Consider the following 17,933-nt stretch of genomic DNA (forward strand, 5'->3'; position numbering starts at 1 on the left):
GCAAGGCCGTTAGGGCAGTAGCCCATCGTCAATGGCTATGGCGGTGATGGATACGGGGATCGCCAGTCTTCGCCTTGCTTATCGCAACCAACCGCTCGTAGTTGGACGCCACACCGCGCAGCAGGGCGTGGACAGCTTCCTCGACTTCGCTGTCGCTCGTCGACGCATGGCCAAACAGGGCCCGGTAGTGAACGAGGGATGCCAGCAGATCGAGCAGTAATTCGCGATCGGTATCAGCTCGCAGGTCGCCGCGCGCAATAGCGGCATCGAGAACCTGGACGACAGCAACGCGCGGTGGTTGGAACAGTGTCGTCATGAAAGCTTCCCGCAGTGCGGGATCGGAATTGCAGTCAGCCAGAAGTGATGCGAGGGCATCCGGTGGTAGTCGACGAAATACGTTGAGATGCAGCTTGATTACATCACAAAGGTCACAGATGGTGCATTCGGTGTCCGGGGCATCAAGCGCGCCCAACTGCATGGCGAGTGCGTCCAGCACGAGTCCAGGCAGGCTGCGCCAGCGCCGGTAGATGGCGGCCTTTGTGGTCCCGGCACCTCGAGCGATTGCCTCGATGGCAAGCCCGCCATACCCCGCCTCGGAGAGCAGCGCCAGCGTGGTGTCACGAACCGCATGGTCAATGCTCTCGTCGCGAGGCCTGCCAGTACGCGACTTGTCTTCCTGCACGAAGTCAGCCTAACGTATTCGATACGACTCGGTGCGTATCGAAAGTAGGCGGATATGTCTTCATCTCCCGGAGTGTCCTCGGCTGCCGATGCCACGGCAGCAAGCTGGGGAACACTGCTTGGCCGCCGCCATGGCGCGGTCTCGGCCACCCTGGCTGGCGGCGTCGGCTTACACGCAACGAATGTGTACCTGGCGGCCACCGTGATGCCATCGGTCGTCGAGGACATAGGTGGTGCCAGGTTGTATGCCTGGGCGACAACCATTTTCATGGTGGTCTCGGTGCTGGGCTCAACGCTGGCAGGGGCGGTGCTGGCGAAGGTCGGACCGCGATCGGCCTACCGTTGGTCGGCAATCACACTCGCGCTGGGGACGGCGATCTGCGCAGTTGCTCCGTCGATGCCCGCGTTGCTCGTCGGCCGTGCCGTCCAGGGCCTCGGCGGTGGACTGCTGTTCGCGCTGTGCTATTCGATCGTGCGGTTTGCGCTTAACGAGGAATTGTGGCCGCGGGCGATGGCGCTCGTCTCGGCGATGTGGGGCGTCGCGACCCTTGTAGGGCCTGCACTCGGCGGCTTGTGGTCACAGCTGCACCTGTGGCGGGGCGCGTTCTGGATGCTGGTTCCGATCGTCGTCGTCTTCAGCGTTTGGGGAGCCGCCCGACTCCCCGCCCAATCCAATGACCTAGCACCACTGCGAATCCCGTGGCTCGCGATCAGCCTGCTCACCGCGGCCGTGCTGGTGATCTCGGGCGCCAGTGTGACCACCTCGCTGATAGTCAACGGTGCCGGCATACTCATGGCGGCCGTGATTTTGCTGATCTGGCTGTGGCGTGAACGCAGCACAGATGCCGGGGTGCTGCCCGCGGCAACATTCGGACCCAATCGTAGGTTGGGGCTGATCTACGTGACGATGGCAGCGCTCGTCATCGCATCGACGGTCGAGGTGTTCGTCCCATATTTCGGCCAGCACTTGCAGGGGCTTGGGCCGTTGGCAGCCGGATTTCTCGGCGCGATAATGGCCGCCGGGTGGACTGCAGGGTCGATCGCGTTCAGCGGTGTACGCCGCCGCAAGGCGCTGCTGATCGCTACAGCGCCCGCGTGCACCATCACCGGTCTGATTGTGCTGGTCTTTGTCGGCCCGCTCGAATCGCACGCACTCACCACCGTACTGACGGTCGCACTGGGCTTGCTGCTAGTCGGGTTGGGTGTTGGCGCCGCTTGGCCTCACTTGTTGACAGATGTATTGCAGCTGGCCGGCGACCGCGATCAAGCCCTGGCTGGCGCATCCGCCACGACCGTTCAACTCACCGCGACAGCTGTCGGATCCGCCATAGCAGGGGCCGTGACCAATATCGTCGGCTTCACCGACCCGTCTCATACCGCTGATGCCGCGCGCTGGCTGTTCGCGATATTCCTCGTGCCTGCGGTGCTGGCACTCGCCACCGCGTGGGCTACGCGTCGCTGACCCTTAGCGCAACGTTCCTGCCCCAGGGGTTCCCTAGCGCGGCGCGTACATGATCAGTCCGACGCCAGCGAGGCAGATCACCGCACCGGTGACATCCCACCGGTCGGGCCGGAAGCCGTCGGCGACCATCCCCCACAGCAGCGATCCCGCGATGAACACGCCGCCGTAAGCCGCCAGCACCCTGCCGAAGTGCGCGTCAGGCTGAAAGGCCGCGACGAAGCCGTAGGCGCCGAGTGCAAGCACGCCCGCACCGATCCACAGCCAGCCACGATGGTCGCGGACACCCTGCCAGACGAGCCAGGCGCCCCCGATCTCGAGGATCGCCGCAGCCACGAACAGTGCAATTGACTTGAAAACCATCAGGTTTGGTTGCGATTCCACTCGACCCAGCCGACCCCGGACCGACCGTCGGCGGTGACTACCGTAGCCCAGGCGCGCGGGAAGTGGCTCACCTGACCCTCGGGCGATGTCAACAACACGGGCGCGTGGCCCCGTATGTCGATACTCGCGGAAAGGTCACCTGGTTCGCACTCCAGAACCGTCGCCAGGGGTAAGTCGTTCTCGTCGAACGTCTCTCGCGCCGTCACCCGCTCGAACTCCACCAGTGGCTCGCCCTGGCGCTGTGAGTATCCGAGACCCAGCGGCGGCATTCCAGGGATGCGCATGTCGACACCGTGAATGTGCGTGCCGTCGTCGAGGTGCAGCGCGCTCCACACCCACTCCATGCCCCACCAGTCCCGTGCCGCCCAGGAGTGATCCCGCTGGCCCGCCACGTCGGCGATGTCGAAGGTGCGGCCGTCGACCGTCACCGTGCCTGCGACGGTGCAGGGGATCTCGTATCGCGGCGACACCCGGTACTGGTACGGCGTGCCCACGGTCGTCCAGGTGAGGTCCATAGTCACTTCGGCGAGCCGACCACTCTCCCCGCGCAGCAGCGCAGCCGGGTCGTCGTGTGCCTCACCCGAACCTCGCAGTGAAACGCGGTACGTGCGCAGCGGTTCGACCACCTCCATGCCCAGATCGATGGTGTCCGTCTGGACGTGGGTGTGCACCTCGGGCAGCGGCGCCTCGAAGTCCAGGACGGCCACCGTCGGCATGTTCTGGCCACACACCAGCGCGTTGATCCACGCCTTCCCCTGATTCGGGAGCAATCCCAGACGGATCCACCCGCCGATGTCCTGACCGGGATCGGCGAAGTCGAAGTACCAGCTCTCGCTCCACAGCGGTTCACCCGACGGGTCGTGAGTCCCCTCGTCATCAGCGTTGGGCTGCAACGGCTCCGGAGTCGACTTCGGCGGAAGCACGGCCAGCGCGTCGGTGTCGATGACGTGTTGACAGTGCCGTTCGATCATCGCCATGAACATCTGGTCACCGCGGTCGGTGCGGGCGACGAGCATCGGCGAGACGATCGACATGAGCACGCCGAAGAAGCTCTGGTGCCGCACGCCCTCGCGAACGTCGTCGAAGCTCACGTCGGCATCCGCGCCGAGCGCATCGTGATAGACGTGCAGCAGGGCGTCGTACTGCTCGCGGCGCTGCGGTATCGGTAGTGCGCAGCCGAGGAAGTATGCGACGTCGCTGAACGCCGGGCCCCAGGTCACGGTCTGCCAGTCGACGACCGTGAGCGGCCGGTCCGCGCCCTCCTCACCGAACAGCATGTTGTCCAGCCGAAAGTCACCGTGCACCAACCCACTCACGCGGTCCGACTCGGCCTCCGCCGCCATGTACGCGTCGAACGACTCGACAAATCGTTCACAGACGTTGCGATGCTCGGGGCTGATCTCGTCGTGGTACCGGTCGATGAACCCGGCGTACAGCGCCGCGACGAGACCCTGATTGACCGGTGACTCCCGGTTGAGCCATTCGGCGGCCGCCAGCGTGGCGTCGCCGAGCAGGGGACCGTGCACGCGCCCCAGCTGTGTCAGCGCCATCGCCGCCTGTTCGGCTGTGGCACCGCGGATCTCATCACCGACAACCGCGGGCGCGGCATCGCCGAGCAGCAGGTCGAAGGCGCCTGTCTCCGCGTCGTAGGCCGCGTGGTAGCAGGGCGCCACCGGACCGTCGAGCCCCGGCGCGATATCGGTGTAGAAGCAGACCTCCCGCTCGTAGAGTCCCATCGCGAGACCCGTCTGGCGACTACTAGGGTCGGCCGCCGCCACCTTGAGTACCACCGCGGTGGGACCCTCCCCGCCATCGGCATACTCCAGGGTGACGCGATAGCACTCGCTCATCTGTCCGGTGCCGATCCGGTCGTAGCTGAAGTCCGACACGGTGCCTGCCCCGAGGGCGGCAGTCAGCCACTCGGCCGTCAGGTCGGCGGGGCGTTCGAGGAGGGGCGCGGAAGGTTGCACCCCGCAAACCTAGGGCACCGGCGTCGTCAGCGGCGACAATTCCGTCGATTCAGTTGACGGGTGTCAAGTATGTGCAGTGTGGCACTGCTCGGGTGGTGCCGCGGGCACGTCGAGTGCCGGGTTGCGGTCGAAGAAGCCGAACGGTTTGAGCCAGAACGACACCACGTCAACAGGCATCACCGGCCAGTCCTCGGGACGCGTGATGTGATGCAGGCCGAACACGTACCAGAGCACGACATCGGTGTTCTCAATCGGACGGTTCGCCTTCGTCCACCGCCCCAGACCGGCGTCCGCCACCGACTGGTTGACGAACTCGCCCGCGGGCCACCGTTCGTCGGGGTGGTTCGGTGTCACCCAGAGGGTGTGTCCGATGACGTTGGCGCGCTGCAGTACCGGCGACTTGGGGTCGAACATCGGCGGGATCGCGCTGCCCGGCACGAGTTTGTAGGAGGGATGGGTGCCGAGCCCGTTGGTGACGTTGGGGTTGGCCACCTTCCAGGCCCGCTGAGTGCTGAAGTCGACGTCCTGCTTGCCCTCCTCCTCGTTCCGCAGCGCGACGTTGCGGACGACCACCGACAGTCCGTAGGGGTTGTCGGGACCCATCGGCTCGGCGAACGACTCGCTCGCGTAGACGGTGTTGGACGGACCGTCGATGTCGAGGTCCAGTCGCGCCACCAGGAAGTGCTGGTGGAACGGCGCGTACGTGCGTTCATCGACCAGTGTGCCGTTGGGGTTCGACTGACCGGGCGCCAGCGGTGTGGTGACCATGATGCCGGTGGCCCGCACCTCGCACTCGATGTTGCCGTCCTGGTAGAGCCGCCAGTACACCAGGTACTCGTAGTTGGCGACGGTGACGTGGAACGACAGCGTCAGCCGGCGCATCCGCCGCACCTCGGCACCGATGTCATGGTCGACGTGCTTCCACAGCACGGCGTTGTCCTCCTCGTGAATGCAGATCGCATTGGTGATGGTGTGGGGCTCACCCCTGCTGTTGTGCAGCACGGCGTCGAGATAGCGGATCTCCCCCAGGCAGTCACAACCCAGTTCCAGGGACTGCGTCATGAAGCCCAGCCCCCACTCGCCGATGTCGAACGCGGTGCGCCGGTAGTGGTCAGCCGACGAGTCCCGGTAGGGCACCACCATTTCGGCGAATGACATCCGGTGCGCAATCGACCGGTTCCGGTCCCCGTCCTGGTAGCGCACCGTGTGCAGCGTCATGCCCTCGCGGTAGTTGAACCCGATGCGCAGCGACCAGTTCTGCCAGCGCAGCAGGTTGCCGTCGAGGCTGAACGACGGCCCCTCGGGCTGGGTGATGTGCAGCGGCTTGAGCGGCTCGCGCCGGGACGCCGCCCGGATCCGGTCGGGAATGTGTCGGGGCACATACTCCCCCATGACATTTGGCGGTTCAACATCCCCGCCGGCGAACGGGCCAGTGTCCTCGACCCGCAGCACCTCCATGCTGTTCAGATCGATCACACAGTGCAGCCCACTGATCAGGTGCGCGTACGGGTTGGCGCCCGGCCCGTCCTTGCGCCACGTGTCCGACCAGCCCAGCCGCCGCCCACGGAACTCGTCCGGGATGACGGCGTCACCGTAGGTCCAGGTGTCCATGAAGACGTTGTCGAGATCGGTGATTCCACGCGCGGCCAATGCGGCGATGACGCCGGGATGGGCCCGCAGCACCTGGTCGCACTCGACGAACTCGTCAACGGTGAAGTTCGCCTGCACGCCGGGGATGTGCTCGAAGGACTCGACGCTGTCCTCGCTCAGCGACACCACACTCTTGTAGGTCGCGTTGACGGACCGCTCGAAGCAGACCACCGTTGCCCTGCGCGTCGGCGCCGGGCCGCCGTCGGAGAATGCGGCCAACTCCTCCTTACCGGGTTCGGCCAACTCGATCGACGCGAATCGCCAGCCCAAGTCCACGCCGCGTTCGCGTCGCAGAATGGCTGCGACGGCGCTGAACTCGTCGGCCGATAGCGGATCCAATGGGTGGCTCACCCGCTCACGCAATCACATCGAGCGGTGCCGCGCAGTCGAAATCACACCTCAGTTCGACGTGAGTGTGAAGCCCTCCCATGCGCGTCGGCGATCGGCGTCGGGGTCCAACTCCACACGCGTCTGCCGGTCGAACACAAGCACCGCCCGGTCCTGGTCGGTGTAGGTCGGCCAGCCCTCACCCGGCACGCCGACACGGCTGAACGCCCGCCATCGGTTCTGCACGTCATTGCTGACCCGGCGGGCGGAGGCTCGGTCCGCTGCCGCGGTGAGCAGCGAGCCGAAACGCGTGCGGTACACGTCGAACACCGCGAACAGCTCGGTGGCGTGGGTGGCGCCCAGTCCAGACCAGTGGAAGGTGCGCGGCGCGTAGTCGTAGCGGTAGACGTAGGTCGGCGAGTGTCGGCCATGGGCCTCGGCGATCTGCCACGCCGCGGTCCCGAACGCGAAGTCCCCGCCCAACCGGACGCATGCCGCTGAGTTCGGATATCCGGGATAGGCGTTGGTGATCCGGTTTCGCACGTCGACATCGGTATCGGCGAACAGCACGTCGATCATGGGCTCGGTAGTCGGCAGCAGTTGGAGGAACCGAGTGAAGAGTCTGCCCTCGTCGGCGTTGGTGCCCACGATGAGCGGCACCTGGTGCGCGGCGCCGTCGCGCATGGCCGCGACCGGATCCCGAGGCAGGTACTCGGTGTCATACGTCGGGCCGACAGGAAACGCGCCGCGCATCTCCTTCATGTTCCGCATCAGCGTGTTGAGTGCCTCGACCAACTGCGACGGGCGCGCGGCCATCACCGCGGCCGCGCCGTCCTGGGGTGTGACGCCGAGGATACCGGCGAAGTCGTCGGCGAATGCCGCCGCGATGTCCGGGGTGCCGGCCATACCGCTGGCGGGGCTCTCCGAAATCGCCCGGTGGAACAGTCCCTTCGCCGCGGGCACGGCCAGCAGGGTGGCGACGGCGTGCGCACCGGCGCTCTCGCCGAAGATCGTCACATTGTCGGGGTCACCGCCGAACACCGCGGCGTTGTCGCGGACCCACTGCAGTGCGAGCACCAGGTCGCGCAGAAACAGGTTGTCGCCGATCTGATGCTCGGGCGTCGACAGCGACGACAGGTCCAGGCAGCCCAGCGCGCCGAGCCGGTAGTTCACCGACACCAAGACGCAGCCGCGCCTCGCCAGGGCGGCACCGTCATAGATCGGTGTCGCCGAGCTACCGAGGATGTAGCCGCCACCGTGGATGAAGACCATCACAGGCAGCGGACCGTCTGAAGGGGACTCCGGCGCGACGACGTTGAGTGTCAGACAGTCCTCGCTCATCGGCTGGTACTTGCCGACGCGCACCATGGTGTACTTGCGGTCCTGGGGTGCGCAGTAGGTGAACCCGTGGCAGTACCGCACGCCGCGCCACGGCTGCACCGGTTGCGGCGCCCGGTACCGCAGGGCCCCCACCGGCGGCCGTGCATATGGGACCGATCGCCACCGGTTGACACCGTCACGGGTGAACCCCTCGATGGTTCCGCTGTCGATCGTCACGCGAATGGGTCGGTCGTGCATGACATGACGGTAGCGAAGAATGTGGATGGTCTCGATCGGAAATAGTGCAGACGAGGGGTTGCCGACCCGCAGCCGCGACGCGGCCCGCTAGCCTGGCAGGTATGCGGATTGCTGTCATTATCGCGGCGTCTGCGCTGGTCGCAGGGTGTTCATCCATCGCGGGCGACGGTGCCGAACGCTCCCAAACAGCGCTGACAGCCCACCCGACGATCTCGAAAACCTCGCCGACCTCGACGGGCAGGTCGACCACCACAACGGCGGCGGCCAAGCCACCGCAGGCGGGCGCCACGATCACCGACGTCATCGGCTGGATTGAGCAGGGCACAGCGGCCGACGTGGCGGCCCACCACACGGCGTCACGGGCGGGTGAGACCACCGAGCTGGGTGAGGACGTCGCGTTCACCGGCCCGTCCGGTACACCGAACTGCATGACCGACGCCAGGGCCGACGGCGCACTGGCCTGCCTTGTGGACCTGACCGATCCCCCGCCGCAGCCGGCAGACGTCTACGGCCAATGGAAGGGGGGTTGGGTCGACTTCAGCGGGCCCAGCGTGGAAGTTGGCTCAGCGCACGGTGATCCGGGCCGTTTCAGCCGAGGCACCGGTGCCGAACTGCCGCCCGGGCAGACGTTGGCGTTCGGCGACTACCGCTGCCGCGCCGACACTGCCAGCGTGTACTGCGTGAACTACGCCCACCAGTCGGCGGTCAAGTTCGACGCCGCGGGCATCGAGACCTTCGGCTGCCTGCGCCCCGCCACACCGCCCGCCGGTATCGGCAAGCAGTTCAGCTGCTGAACGGGCCCAACGGGCAGTTACGCAACACCCTTCGGCCTCGACAACCGGCGGCTCTAAGCACCGACTGGTTCAGTGAACGCTTCGACCATGCCCAGAAAGGCGGTGGCTCGGGCGCTCCAGCCTTCGGAATCGGCGCGTTCGGGCACGTCTGGGTCGGTACGCGACCGTAGGAGGTAGCCGACACTCAGCGCCTCGATCGCCCAGATGAGGTCCTCGATGGTGCGGCCCGGTCTCAGCTGGCGGCGCGCGTAGGCGAGCAGACCGTTCAGCACGCGACCCAGCGACGCGACGTACTGCTCGTTCGCATCCCGTTGAGCATCTCTGACCAGATCGGCAGGCGCCAGCGCTCCGAGACCTATGGCCAGAAAGAGTTCGGGAGACTCGCGGGTCAGGCGGAAGTCCTCATCGGCCAGGCGCCGAAAGATCTCGTCCGAGTCGACCCGTTCGGCAACCAGGTTGAAGACCAGCGCCGTGATCTCCTCGCCCCCGGGTACGGCGATTTGATCCATTATGTGGGTGAGAAGTTCGCGCTGAAACTCGGCCTGGCTCGGCCAAATCTGATAAAACGCACCCGTCGTCAGCTGGGCCGCCTCGCCGGCATTGATCTCGCCAAGAACGTCGGTCACGCGGATGTGAGCCAGCAGGTTCTGATCGCGTGCCGTCGGCTCCGCAGTCCGGTTGATGGCAACCCGGGTGCCGGCCTTCAGGAAGAGCGCCCTGGTTTCCTCGCGCGGTCGGCGACGGCGCGAAGCGTTCCCTGGCGCAGCAGATTCTCGGCCAATCGCGGCTCTAGGCACGCGCCCGATGCTAGCGTACAGTCTGCCCAGATTGCGTAATTAAACTACGTTAAATCGAACACAATTACTGGTCCGTCCATCGCCGCAGCTAGGAGATCAGTTATGGCATCAGAGTCTGGCTCCACTCGAGCAGGGGCGATCGAGACGCATGGCGTCGACACGATTCCCGAGAACGAGCGCACTGGGCGTCCGCGTGACATTCTCGGTGTCTTGCTCGGATCCAACATGTCGCTCGGAACGGTTCTCTTCGGATGGTTGCCGGTCTCGATGGGCCTCGGGTTCTGGGCAAGCGTGTCGGCGATGGCCCTCGGCACCCTCATCGGCGTGGCACTGGTGACCCCGCTGTCTCTCATATCCATGCGGACCGCAACCAACCTGTCGACCAGTAGCGGGGCGACCTTCGGCGTGCGCGGCCGTCTCCTCGGATCGGCGATCGGCCTACTGCTGGCACTCGGCTACACGGCGCTCATCATCTGGACCGGCGGCGGAATCGTCGTAGTCCTGCTTCACCGGATGGTCGGCATCGCCGACAGCGCCGCGACTTACACGATCGTCTACGTCATCATGGCCGCACTGACGATCCTCGTCGCGGTGGTCGGATATCACTGGGTGGTCCGTCTGAACCGATGGATCGTGGTCGGCACCATCGCATTGATGCTCCTCGCCGTCGTCGCGTATGCACACACGTTCACCACCGAGGCGATTGTGAACGAGTACGCCAGCGGCGGGTTCTGGCCAACGTGGGCTCTTGCCGTCGTTGTCGTGGGCATCAGCGGACCGATCAGCTACATCACAGTCCTTGGCGACTACACCCGCTACATGTCGCCGCGCACCACGACGTCGCACGCAGTGATCACGGCGACGGGCCTGGGCCTGTTCTTCGGCCTCTTCATCCCGCAGATGTTCGGCACGTTCACCGCCTTGGCCACACGGGCGACAGACGACTACGTCACGTCTCTGGTCACGGCCGCGCCGGTGTGGCTGCTCATTCCCCTGGCGCTCAGCGGACTCTTTGGGACACTGGGTAACTCAAGCATGTTGGCATACGACATGGGACTCGACCTCGACGCCATCGTGCCGAGCCTTCGTCGAACGATGGCGACGGCAATCGTCGCCGTACTAGCCACCGTGCTGGTGTTCTTCGGGCACTTCGTCTGGGATGCCCAGGACGCAATCACGGCCTTCGTCTTGATGCTGACGACGCTGGGCACGCCGTGGGCCGTGATCACGCTCATCGGACACGCGCAACGACGCGGTCGTTACGATCTCGACGCGCTGCAGATCTACAACCGACGCGCGCGCGGCGGAATCTACTGGTACCGCGCAGGGTGGAGCATCCAGGCGACCGTCGCCTGGGTGGCGGGCGCCTTCGTCGGCCTGCTCAGCATCGACACGTCGCTCTTCCGCGGACCGCTTCTCGACTACACCGGCGGTGTAGATCTCAGTTTCCTGCTCGCCGCTGTCATCTCAGGGACCGTCTACCTTCTGCTGCCAGCCCAGACACCTGCACTCGACCCCGTGGCCGTCACCGTCGAGGCGCGCCGATGAGAACGCCAATGCGCCCCCGGCGGATCCGCGGTCAGGACCGGTCGTCGACGTCATCGAGGACCACCGGCGCGATTTCTGCGTAACGGTCCCCCGGCCCTGGATTGTGGGCTGACGTCGCACCCCCGAGGTGATGCATGACGCCCCACACCGCATTGAGTGCGGTCTGGACCGCGCCCTCGGCCCATCCCGCAGTCCATGAGATGTCGTCGCCGGCAAGGAAGATGCCGCGGTGGCGCGCATCGAACCCCGCCTGCATGAAGTGGCTGAAGAGCCGCTGCTGGTATCGATAGTGACCAGGCAGGTTCGCCTTGAACGCGCCCATGAAGTTGCGTTCGGTTTCCCAGGACACTGTCACTGGCGTCGAGATGACGTGACGGTGGAAGTCGACGCGCGGATAGATCTCCCTCAGGGACTTGATCATCAGATCCATCCGCTCGGATGCGTCCAGCGTGAGAAGCTTCGCGGAGTCGTCACACCAGGTGTACGACAAGCAGATGACACCGGGGCGGTCTTCCCCGTTGTCGATCAGATAAGTCCCCCTTGGCATCCGATCGGTCAGTGTCATGCTCACGGCGTCGCGGCCGGTCTCCGGATCCCGGTCGCGCCAGAACGGCCGGTCGACGAGGGCGAACACCTTGCTGGATCCCATGTAGTGGGTGCGCTCGATCGCGGTCCAGTGCCCGGCCGGGAACAGGTCATCGGCGCAGCGGATCCGGTTGAGCAGCAACCAACTCTGCGCCGTTACCACGACCGCGGCGTAGCGGCGAATTCCACCGCCGGCGTCGACCACGGTGTACTGACCGGAGTCATTTCGGCGGATCTCGGTGACCCGCGGCCACGGTCGGCCACCGTTGACGGACTCGACCGTGGTACCGGCGGGCCAGTGGGTCAGGCGCTGCGGGCTCCTGTTCCACAATCGGAGCGGAAGCTGTTGACAGCCACCGTCGATGCCGCGGTGGTTGTCATCGGCCTCGGTACTAACCACGCGGAGCACCTCAAGGATGGAGTTCGGAAAATCGGTGTCCCACCCTCCGGTCCCGAATCCGACCTGACCGAACAGCTCTCGATGCTCGAATGACGAGAAGTGACGCGACTGCGCCAGGAACCCATAGAAGGTCTGGTCATCCAGCCCACGTATCAACGGGTTCCAGATCCGCTTGATCTCGGTGACATCGCGCCTTCTTATGGCATCCTTCAAGCTGGCCATCGAGGCCTGCTCTGCCAGCGTGTGCTGCCAGGCCAAGGCCACCTGCCCGAACTTCTCCGGGAGGTCTTCTGCGGTCGTGGCGTAGTGCGACCGGCCCTTGAGGTCGATCACGGTGCTGGCAGTGCAGTCGGCGAGCGGGTTCGGGAAGGGTGTCGTCGTCAGGCCAAGCGCATCCAGGTAGTGGAACAGTGTCGTTGACGACGGAGGGAACCTCATCGCACCCATCTCGGCGATCACACCCGGGTGACCGTCGAACTCGTGGGAGCGCATCCGGCCGCCGATCTCACCCGCCTCGTACACGATCGGCTTGAGCCCCATCGCGAGAAGCTCGTGTGCCGCCACCATGCCAGCCAGTCCGCCACCCACCACGGCCACCTCTCGCCCGTGGTGAGGTTCGGGAACCGTTCCGATCCCGTCCCCGTGGGCGACGTAACCGTCGTATGCAAACGGGAAGTCCGGACCGAACATCGTCAGTGGCGGCTTGTGAGTCGACGAATCATGATGCACTGCAACGGGAATAGTCACCGTCTAACGCACGGTCGCCTGCGAGCTGGCTACATAGAGGTTGCGGCGACGGTCGTCGAGGTGAGTGTTGACACGCCTGGACCGGTGCAGCCTCGCACTGTCCAGATCACAGACCAGGAGCCGTTGGGTACGATCGGCCCGCGCCAGTTCGCCACCGTCGGGCGCATAGACGCAACTGCGTCCTGCGTAGACGAGTTCGCGCTCCCGGCCGCATCGGTTGACGTAGCTGACGAACATCTGGTTCTCGTAGGCTCGTGCCGGGATCACCGTGTCGGCGACGAAGCCGTACGGGTCCATCAGACCCGTGGGCACGATGAGCCACTGGGTACCGTTGTCGGCGTGAGCGCGGACCGCTTCCGGGAACTCGACGTCGTAGCAGATGAGTAAGCCGCACAGGAGATCGCCGATCGCGAACTGGACAACGGGAACACTGCCAGCCGCGAACCGAGACCGATCGAGGTCGCCGAACAAGTGGGTTTTGCGGTAGTGGCCGATCCGCCGACCCTCGGCGTCCACGACGGAGACGGCGTTGTAGATCACGTCGTCGACACGCTCCGCAAAACCGTAGACCACCGCAAGCCCGTGCTGCCGAGCCAGTTCGGCAATGGCAACGAAGATCGGCCCGTCGGCACGCTCAGCTCGTTTCGCGACGGCGGCACCAATGTCGTACCCGGTCACCGACATCTCTGGGGTGATCAGTATGCGTGCGCCAGCGGCCGCCGCGTCGCGTGCCGCGGCAGCGATCGAGTTGAGGTGATCGGTTACCTCGCCGCCCGATTCGGGTCCTTGGAAGTGTGCGGCGATCATGCGGTCACCGCCAATGCCTCACCGAGGAGAAATCGAGAAACTCGCTCGGCCACAACTACAGTGGGTAGTGCCGGTGTGGCGCGCGGAATGGTCGGAAAGATCGACGCATCGGCGACGGTGAGCCCGTCCACACCGATCACACCACCGTCGTGGCGCACCACACTCATCGGGTCAGCAGATGACCCCATCCGGCAAGAGCCAGCCGGATGCCAGTAATGCGTGTGGTGGCCACGGATCCACGCATCGACGTCCCGGTGCTCGGCGAGATCGTGCAATGGGCGCTCCAGGATCCGACCCGTCATCTTCGCCACGACGTGCGTCATCACCCACTCCAACCCGAACCGCAGCGAGCCGATGTCCGCCCCCTCTGGGTCGGTCAGGAAGCCGGGATCGATCACCGCCCGTACCATCGGGTCAGCGCTCCGCAGCCGCACAGAACCCCGAGAACGCGGACGCAGCTGACTTATGGGAAATACCACACGCCAGCCACTTTCGATGGTGCGATCAGGTTCGACCCACGGGTAGACGTGGAGGTCGAACGGTCCGTCCGAGAACGGCGACGTCAACTTGGCGATCGTCTGTTCCTCGGGAAGCCATTGCGTCGAGGCGAACTCGGTCAGCGCATCCGCCAGACCGGCAGTAGCCGCGTACTCAAGCTGCACGGTTGGGTGTTCGTGCAGGTTCGAACCCACGCCAGGCCGGTCCAGCAGCACAGGTATGCCGAGCCCGGACAGATGATCGGCTGGACCGATTCCCGTGCGCAGCAGGATCTCCGGTGACCCGAAGGCACCCGCGCACAGCACCACATGATCCACGCGAATGGTGAGCACGCGCCCTTCTCGAAGGTAGCGGGCGCCTCTGACCGCGCTACCCTCAACGACCAGGGTGTCGACCGTGGCGCGGTCGACGACCGTCAGCCGCGGGTGCGAGCGCAGATCGTCGAGATAGGCGAACGAGGTGTTGAAGCGCACCCCATCCAGGCTGTTGACCGGGGCGCACCCCACGCCCCGTCGTCCGTCGAGTTGATGTAGGTCGTGCCGATACGGCAGACCCGCCTCGACGCATAGGCCAATGAATCCTCGATGAAATGGCTGGATCTCGTCCTCGGAGTACTGGCGCAGCCGCAGCGTCGCACCGGCACGGTCGAAGTCCTCCCGCAGGCTCGCGGCATCCCAACCCGGGCACGAGTCGGCTGCCCATCCGTCGTAATCACCGGCCCACCCAACGGTTTGCGTGCAGCCGTTGTGGGACGAGCAACCGCCCATCACCTTGGCCCGCTCGAAGGCCAGCGGCTGTCCCCCTGCCCCCACGCCGCTATACCCCCAGTCATGGGTCTGCACCGGCAAGGCTGCCGCGTCCAGCAGGTCGGCCGGCCAGTTGCCCGCCGCCAACGTCCCGTGGTCGGGGCCCGCCTCGAGCAGTGTCACCTGATGCCCGGCACTGAGCAAGCGTGCCGCGACGACACAGCCCGCCGTTCCGCCGCCGACAACAAGGAACTCGGCAGATCCGCTGTGGTGCGCAGTCATCACCCTCAGCTCCAGGCCATCAGCACGTGCTTGATCCGGGTGTACGCCTCCAACCCGTAGATCGAGAGGTCCTGTGCGCCACCGGTGCTCTTGAAGCCGCCGTGCGGCATCTCGGCTGCGGTTGTGACATGGGTGTTCACCCATGTCACGCCGAAGTCAAGCGCAGTGGTGACTCTGAAAGCGCGCCCAACGTCGCGAGTCCACACGCCCGCGGCCAATCCCTGCCGGACTCCGTTGGCCAACTCGAGCGCTTCGGTCTCGGTGTCGAAGCTCTGGATCGTGAGGACTGGGCCGAAGATCTCCTCCTGCACAATCTCGTCGCTTTGCCTGACTCCGGTGATGACTGTGGGTTCGAAGAAGAAACCCGGACGAGATTCCGCCACACCGCCGGTGAGGATCTCCGCGTGTTCCCCGAGCCTCTGAACGAGTCCGGCGACACGGCCGCACTGAGACTCACTTATCAAGGGGCTGCGGCCGTGGCTCGGGTCGTCGGCGTCACCGGTGAGGAGGGCGCAGGCCTCGCGAACCAGCGCCGCGGTGAGCTTCTCGGCTACTGAGTGGTGAGCGAGGACCCGCGACGGCGCGGTGCAGTCCTGCCCGGCGTTGTAGTAGGCAGCGCCGCTGATTAGTGCCGCACACGCGTCGATGTCAGCATCCTCGAACACCAGGACCGGCGCGTTGCCACCGAGCTCCAGGTGGGTGCTTCGCAGGTCTGCGGCGGCGCTCCTGGCCACCGCGACACCAGCCTCCACCGACCCCGTCAATGCAACCATTGCAGCGTCGGGGTGCGATGCCACCAATTCACCGGTGACTCGGTCACCGCACACCAGGCGGACAGCTCCGCGCGGCAGGTGTCTGACGCAGATACGTTCCAGGAGTAGGGCACTCGACGGTGTGGCAGCATCCGGTTTGAAGACCACGGTGTTCCCCGCCGCCAGCGCCGGAGCCAACTTCCACACCGCCGTCATGAGTGGGTAATTCCATGGTGCGATAGCTGCGACCACTCCGACGGGCTCGCGCCTGATCATCGAAGTGTGACCCTCGACGTACTCGCCTGCCGCGCGTCCCTCGAGTGTGCGTGCTGCACCGGCGAAGAACCGCATCTGGTCGATGATCGGCGTCAGTTCCTCCGCGCGGAACACCTCGGGCAACTTACCCGTGTCGCGACATTCAGCGGCGACGAACTCGTCGGCCAGTGCCTCCATGTCATCCGCTACGCGCAACAACGCCTCCTGCCGCTGACCGGGCGTCGTGCGACTCCACTGAAGGAACGCCGCCGTGGCGTCGGCGAACGCCGCATCTACCTCGACCCCGCGACCGGGATGGAACTGGTCAATCTGTTCACCCGTGCGCGGGTCGCGCCGGATAACGAGATCTTCAGCAGCCAAAGTGGTTTCGGTCATGCGGTGCCTTTCATAGTGTTGTCCGACCGCGCGCCCCAAAAGGTCGACGACCGCCTCCCCCTCGTTCCCGCTGAGACTGTATCGTAAATTAATTACGCTGAACAAACCAGATGTACGATAGCACCGTCACAGGACACTCCCGGTTCGCTGTGGACCCCGAAAAGTCTGGTAGCCATGACTTCCGTTCGTGGCGACCGGGTCCGCGGTGCATGCGGGCGTAGTACGGGTGACCGCTCAGACGACCGTTCGTCAGAGTTCGGCAGGTTGGTTCTGCGTTATGCAGTGGATGCCGCCGCCCCGCTCGAACAGCGGTCGCGCGTCGATGCTGACGACCTTGCGCCCCGGGTACTGCTCGGCGAGGATCGCCGCGGCCTCGGCGTCGTTCCGGTCGCCGAAGCTGCATGCGATCACGCCGCCGTTGACCACCAGATGGTTGATATAGCTGTAGTCCACGAATCCCTCGGCGTCGGTGAGGGTCGCCGGTGCCGGCACATCGACGATCTCCCAGCTGCGACCCGCCGCGTCATGGCTGGCCTCGAGGGCTGCGCGAATCTCCCTGCAGATCGCGTGATCCGGATGTGACGCGTCGTGCTGGGTATGCACCAGCAATCGCCCCGGTGAGGTGATCGCCGCGACGATGTCGACGTGACCGCGGGTGCCGTACTGCTCGCTATCGCGTGCGAGCCCGCGAGGCAACCACACCACGTGGGTCGCGCCGATGGTCCGCGCCAGCTCGACCTCGACGTCGGCGCGGGTCAAGCCGGGGTTGCGCCCCGGGTCGAGTTGGACGGTCTGTGTCACCAGCACCGTGCCCTCGCCGTCGACCTGAATGCCTCCGCCCTCGTTCACCAGGGACGACCGCACTGCGTGGACACCCGCGTGCTCCGCGACGGTCAGCGCGATCTTCTCATCGAGATCCCAACGCGCCCAGTCCTGTTGGCCCCAACCGTTGAACTTCCAGTCGACGGCGGCCACCGATCCGTCGTCGGCGTGCACGAAGGTCGGCCCGATATCGCGCATCCACGCATCGTTCAGCGGCGCCTCCACCACGTCGAGATCGGATGACAGGTACCGCCCGGCGGCGGCGCGCTCGGACGGGTCGACGACCACAGTCACCGGCTCGAACTCCGCGATCGCATGCGCGACCGCGGCCCACGTCGAACGCGCCTCATGCGCGGCCTCCTCGGTGTCACCCAGCGAGTAGCCCGTCACCGGGAACGCCATCCACACCCTGTCCTGAGGTGCCGTCTCACTCGGCATCCTGTATCCGGCCGGAG

Annotated in this window: 14 protein-coding genes; 3 read left to right on the forward strand and 11 right to left on the reverse strand. The window is 65.6% G+C overall.

Annotated elements, in window-relative coordinates:
* Window positions 1-28: 28 nt before the first annotated feature.
* Window positions 29-682: a TetR/AcrR family transcriptional regulator gene (locus ABIA65_RS27310; RefSeq protein ID WP_354525512.1), complete on the reverse strand. Its 654-nt coding sequence runs from the start codon at window positions 680-682 to the stop codon at window positions 29-31.
* A 54-nt stretch (window positions 683-736) separates the two neighbouring features.
* Between ABIA65_RS27310 and ABIA65_RS27315 the strand changes: the two genes are divergently transcribed.
* Window positions 737-2,143 carry an MFS transporter gene (locus ABIA65_RS27315; RefSeq protein WP_354525513.1) on the forward strand — a complete coding sequence of 469 codons (1,407 nt, stop codon included), beginning with the start codon at window positions 737-739 and terminating at the stop codon, window positions 2,141-2,143.
* A gap of 33 nt (window positions 2,144-2,176) precedes the next feature.
* Here the strand turns inward: ABIA65_RS27315 and ABIA65_RS27320 are convergent, their stop codons facing one another.
* The 4 genes from ABIA65_RS27320 to ABIA65_RS27335 form a co-directional block, all read right to left on the reverse strand.
* The gene (locus ABIA65_RS27320; RefSeq protein WP_241404886.1) at window positions 2,177-2,503 is read right to left on the reverse strand and encodes a YnfA family protein; all 327 of its coding nucleotides are present in this window, start codon (window positions 2,501-2,503) and stop codon (window positions 2,177-2,179) included.
* Entirely contained in the window at window positions 2,503-4,494 is a 1,992-nt protein-coding gene (locus tag ABIA65_RS27325) for a DUF7064 domain-containing protein (protein WP_354525514.1), read from the reverse strand. Before ABIA65_RS27325 ends, ABIA65_RS27320 begins: the two co-directional genes overlap by 1 nt.
* 63 nt (window positions 4,495-4,557) lie before the next feature.
* Complete coding sequence (locus tag ABIA65_RS27330; RefSeq protein ID WP_354525515.1) at window positions 4,558-6,495, reverse strand: primary-amine oxidase; 1,938 nt, start codon at window positions 6,493-6,495, stop codon at window positions 4,558-4,560.
* A 48-nt stretch (window positions 6,496-6,543) separates the two neighbouring features.
* On the reverse strand, window positions 6,544-8,049 hold the full coding sequence (locus tag ABIA65_RS27335) for a carboxylesterase/lipase family protein (RefSeq protein WP_354525516.1): 1,506 nt from the start codon (window positions 8,047-8,049) through the stop codon (window positions 6,544-6,546).
* Between the two features lie 101 nt (window positions 8,050-8,150).
* Between ABIA65_RS27335 and ABIA65_RS27340 the strand changes: the two genes are divergently transcribed.
* Entirely contained in the window at window positions 8,151-8,843 is a 693-nt protein-coding gene (locus tag ABIA65_RS27340) for a hypothetical protein (protein ID WP_354525517.1), read from the forward strand.
* Between the two features lie 53 nt (window positions 8,844-8,896).
* On the opposite strand, the gene ABIA65_RS27345 is transcribed toward ABIA65_RS27340, so the two are convergent.
* Window positions 8,897-9,640: a hypothetical protein gene (locus ABIA65_RS27345; protein ID WP_241404881.1), complete on the reverse strand. Its 744-nt coding sequence runs from the start codon at window positions 9,638-9,640 to the stop codon at window positions 8,897-8,899.
* 102 nt (window positions 9,641-9,742) lie between these two features.
* Here ABIA65_RS27345 and ABIA65_RS27350 point away from each other — a divergent pair, with 102 nt between their 5' ends.
* Window positions 9,743-11,188: a purine-cytosine permease family protein gene (locus tag ABIA65_RS27350; RefSeq protein WP_354525518.1), complete on the forward strand. Its 1,446-nt coding sequence runs from the start codon at window positions 9,743-9,745 to the stop codon at window positions 11,186-11,188.
* Between the two features lie 31 nt (window positions 11,189-11,219).
* Here ABIA65_RS27350 and ABIA65_RS27355 read toward each other — a convergent pair whose 3' ends face one another.
* The 5 genes from ABIA65_RS27355 to ABIA65_RS27375 form a co-directional block, all read right to left on the reverse strand.
* On the reverse strand, window positions 11,220-12,920 hold the full coding sequence (locus ABIA65_RS27355) for a flavin monoamine oxidase family protein (RefSeq protein ID WP_371747036.1): 1,701 nt from the start codon (window positions 12,918-12,920) through the stop codon (window positions 11,220-11,222).
* Window positions 12,921-12,923: 3 nt separating this feature from the next.
* Complete coding sequence (locus tag ABIA65_RS27360) at window positions 12,924-13,727, reverse strand: carbon-nitrogen hydrolase family protein (protein ID WP_354525519.1); 804 nt, start codon at window positions 13,725-13,727, stop codon at window positions 12,924-12,926.
* The gene (locus tag ABIA65_RS27365) at window positions 13,724-15,253 is read right to left on the reverse strand and encodes a GMC family oxidoreductase (protein ID WP_354525520.1); all 1,530 of its coding nucleotides are present in this window, start codon (window positions 15,251-15,253) and stop codon (window positions 13,724-13,726) included. Before ABIA65_RS27365 ends, ABIA65_RS27360 begins: the two co-directional genes overlap by 4 nt.
* A 5-nt stretch (window positions 15,254-15,258) precedes the next feature.
* Entirely contained in the window at window positions 15,259-16,656 is a 1,398-nt protein-coding gene (locus ABIA65_RS27370) for an aldehyde dehydrogenase family protein (protein WP_354525521.1), read from the reverse strand.
* A gap of 249 nt (window positions 16,657-16,905) precedes the next feature.
* Entirely contained in the window at window positions 16,906-17,916 is a 1,011-nt protein-coding gene (locus ABIA65_RS27375) for an agmatine deiminase family protein (protein WP_241405616.1), read from the reverse strand.
* Window positions 17,917-17,933: the final 17 nt, after the last annotated feature.

Origin of the sequence: Mycolicibacterium sp. 624 (genome assembly GCF_040548615.1) — a bacterium.
Lineage (GTDB): Bacteria > Actinomycetota > Actinomycetes > Mycobacteriales > Mycobacteriaceae > Mycobacterium.

Excerpts from the sequence above, each read along its gene's own strand:
- ABIA65_RS27370 (WP_354525521.1), bottom strand. The coding sequence starts at position 16,656 with ATGACCGAAACCACTTTGGCTGCTGAAGATCTCGTTATCCGGCGCGAC.
- ABIA65_RS27335 (WP_354525516.1), bottom strand. The coding sequence starts at position 8,049 with ATGCACGACCGACCCATTCGCGTGACGATCGACAGCGGAACCATCGAG.
- ABIA65_RS27350 (WP_354525518.1), top strand. The coding sequence starts at position 9,743 with ATGGCATCAGAGTCTGGCTCCACTCGAGCAGGGGCGATCGAGACGCAT.
- ABIA65_RS27360 (WP_354525519.1), bottom strand. The coding sequence starts at position 13,727 with ATGATCGCCGCACACTTCCAAGGACCCGAATCGGGCGGCGAGGTAACC.
- ABIA65_RS27315 (WP_354525513.1), top strand. The coding sequence starts at position 737 with ATGTCTTCATCTCCCGGAGTGTCCTCGGCTGCCGATGCCACGGCAGCA.
- ABIA65_RS27340 (WP_354525517.1), top strand. The coding sequence starts at position 8,151 with ATGCGGATTGCTGTCATTATCGCGGCGTCTGCGCTGGTCGCAGGGTGT.
- ABIA65_RS27320 (WP_241404886.1), bottom strand. The coding sequence starts at position 2,503 with ATGGTTTTCAAGTCAATTGCACTGTTCGTGGCTGCGGCGATCCTCGAG.
- ABIA65_RS27365 (WP_354525520.1), bottom strand. The coding sequence starts at position 15,253 with ATGACTGCGCACCACAGCGGATCTGCCGAGTTCCTTGTTGTCGGCGGC.
- ABIA65_RS27375 (WP_241405616.1), bottom strand. The coding sequence starts at position 17,916 with ATGCCGAGTGAGACGGCACCTCAGGACAGGGTGTGGATGGCGTTCCCG.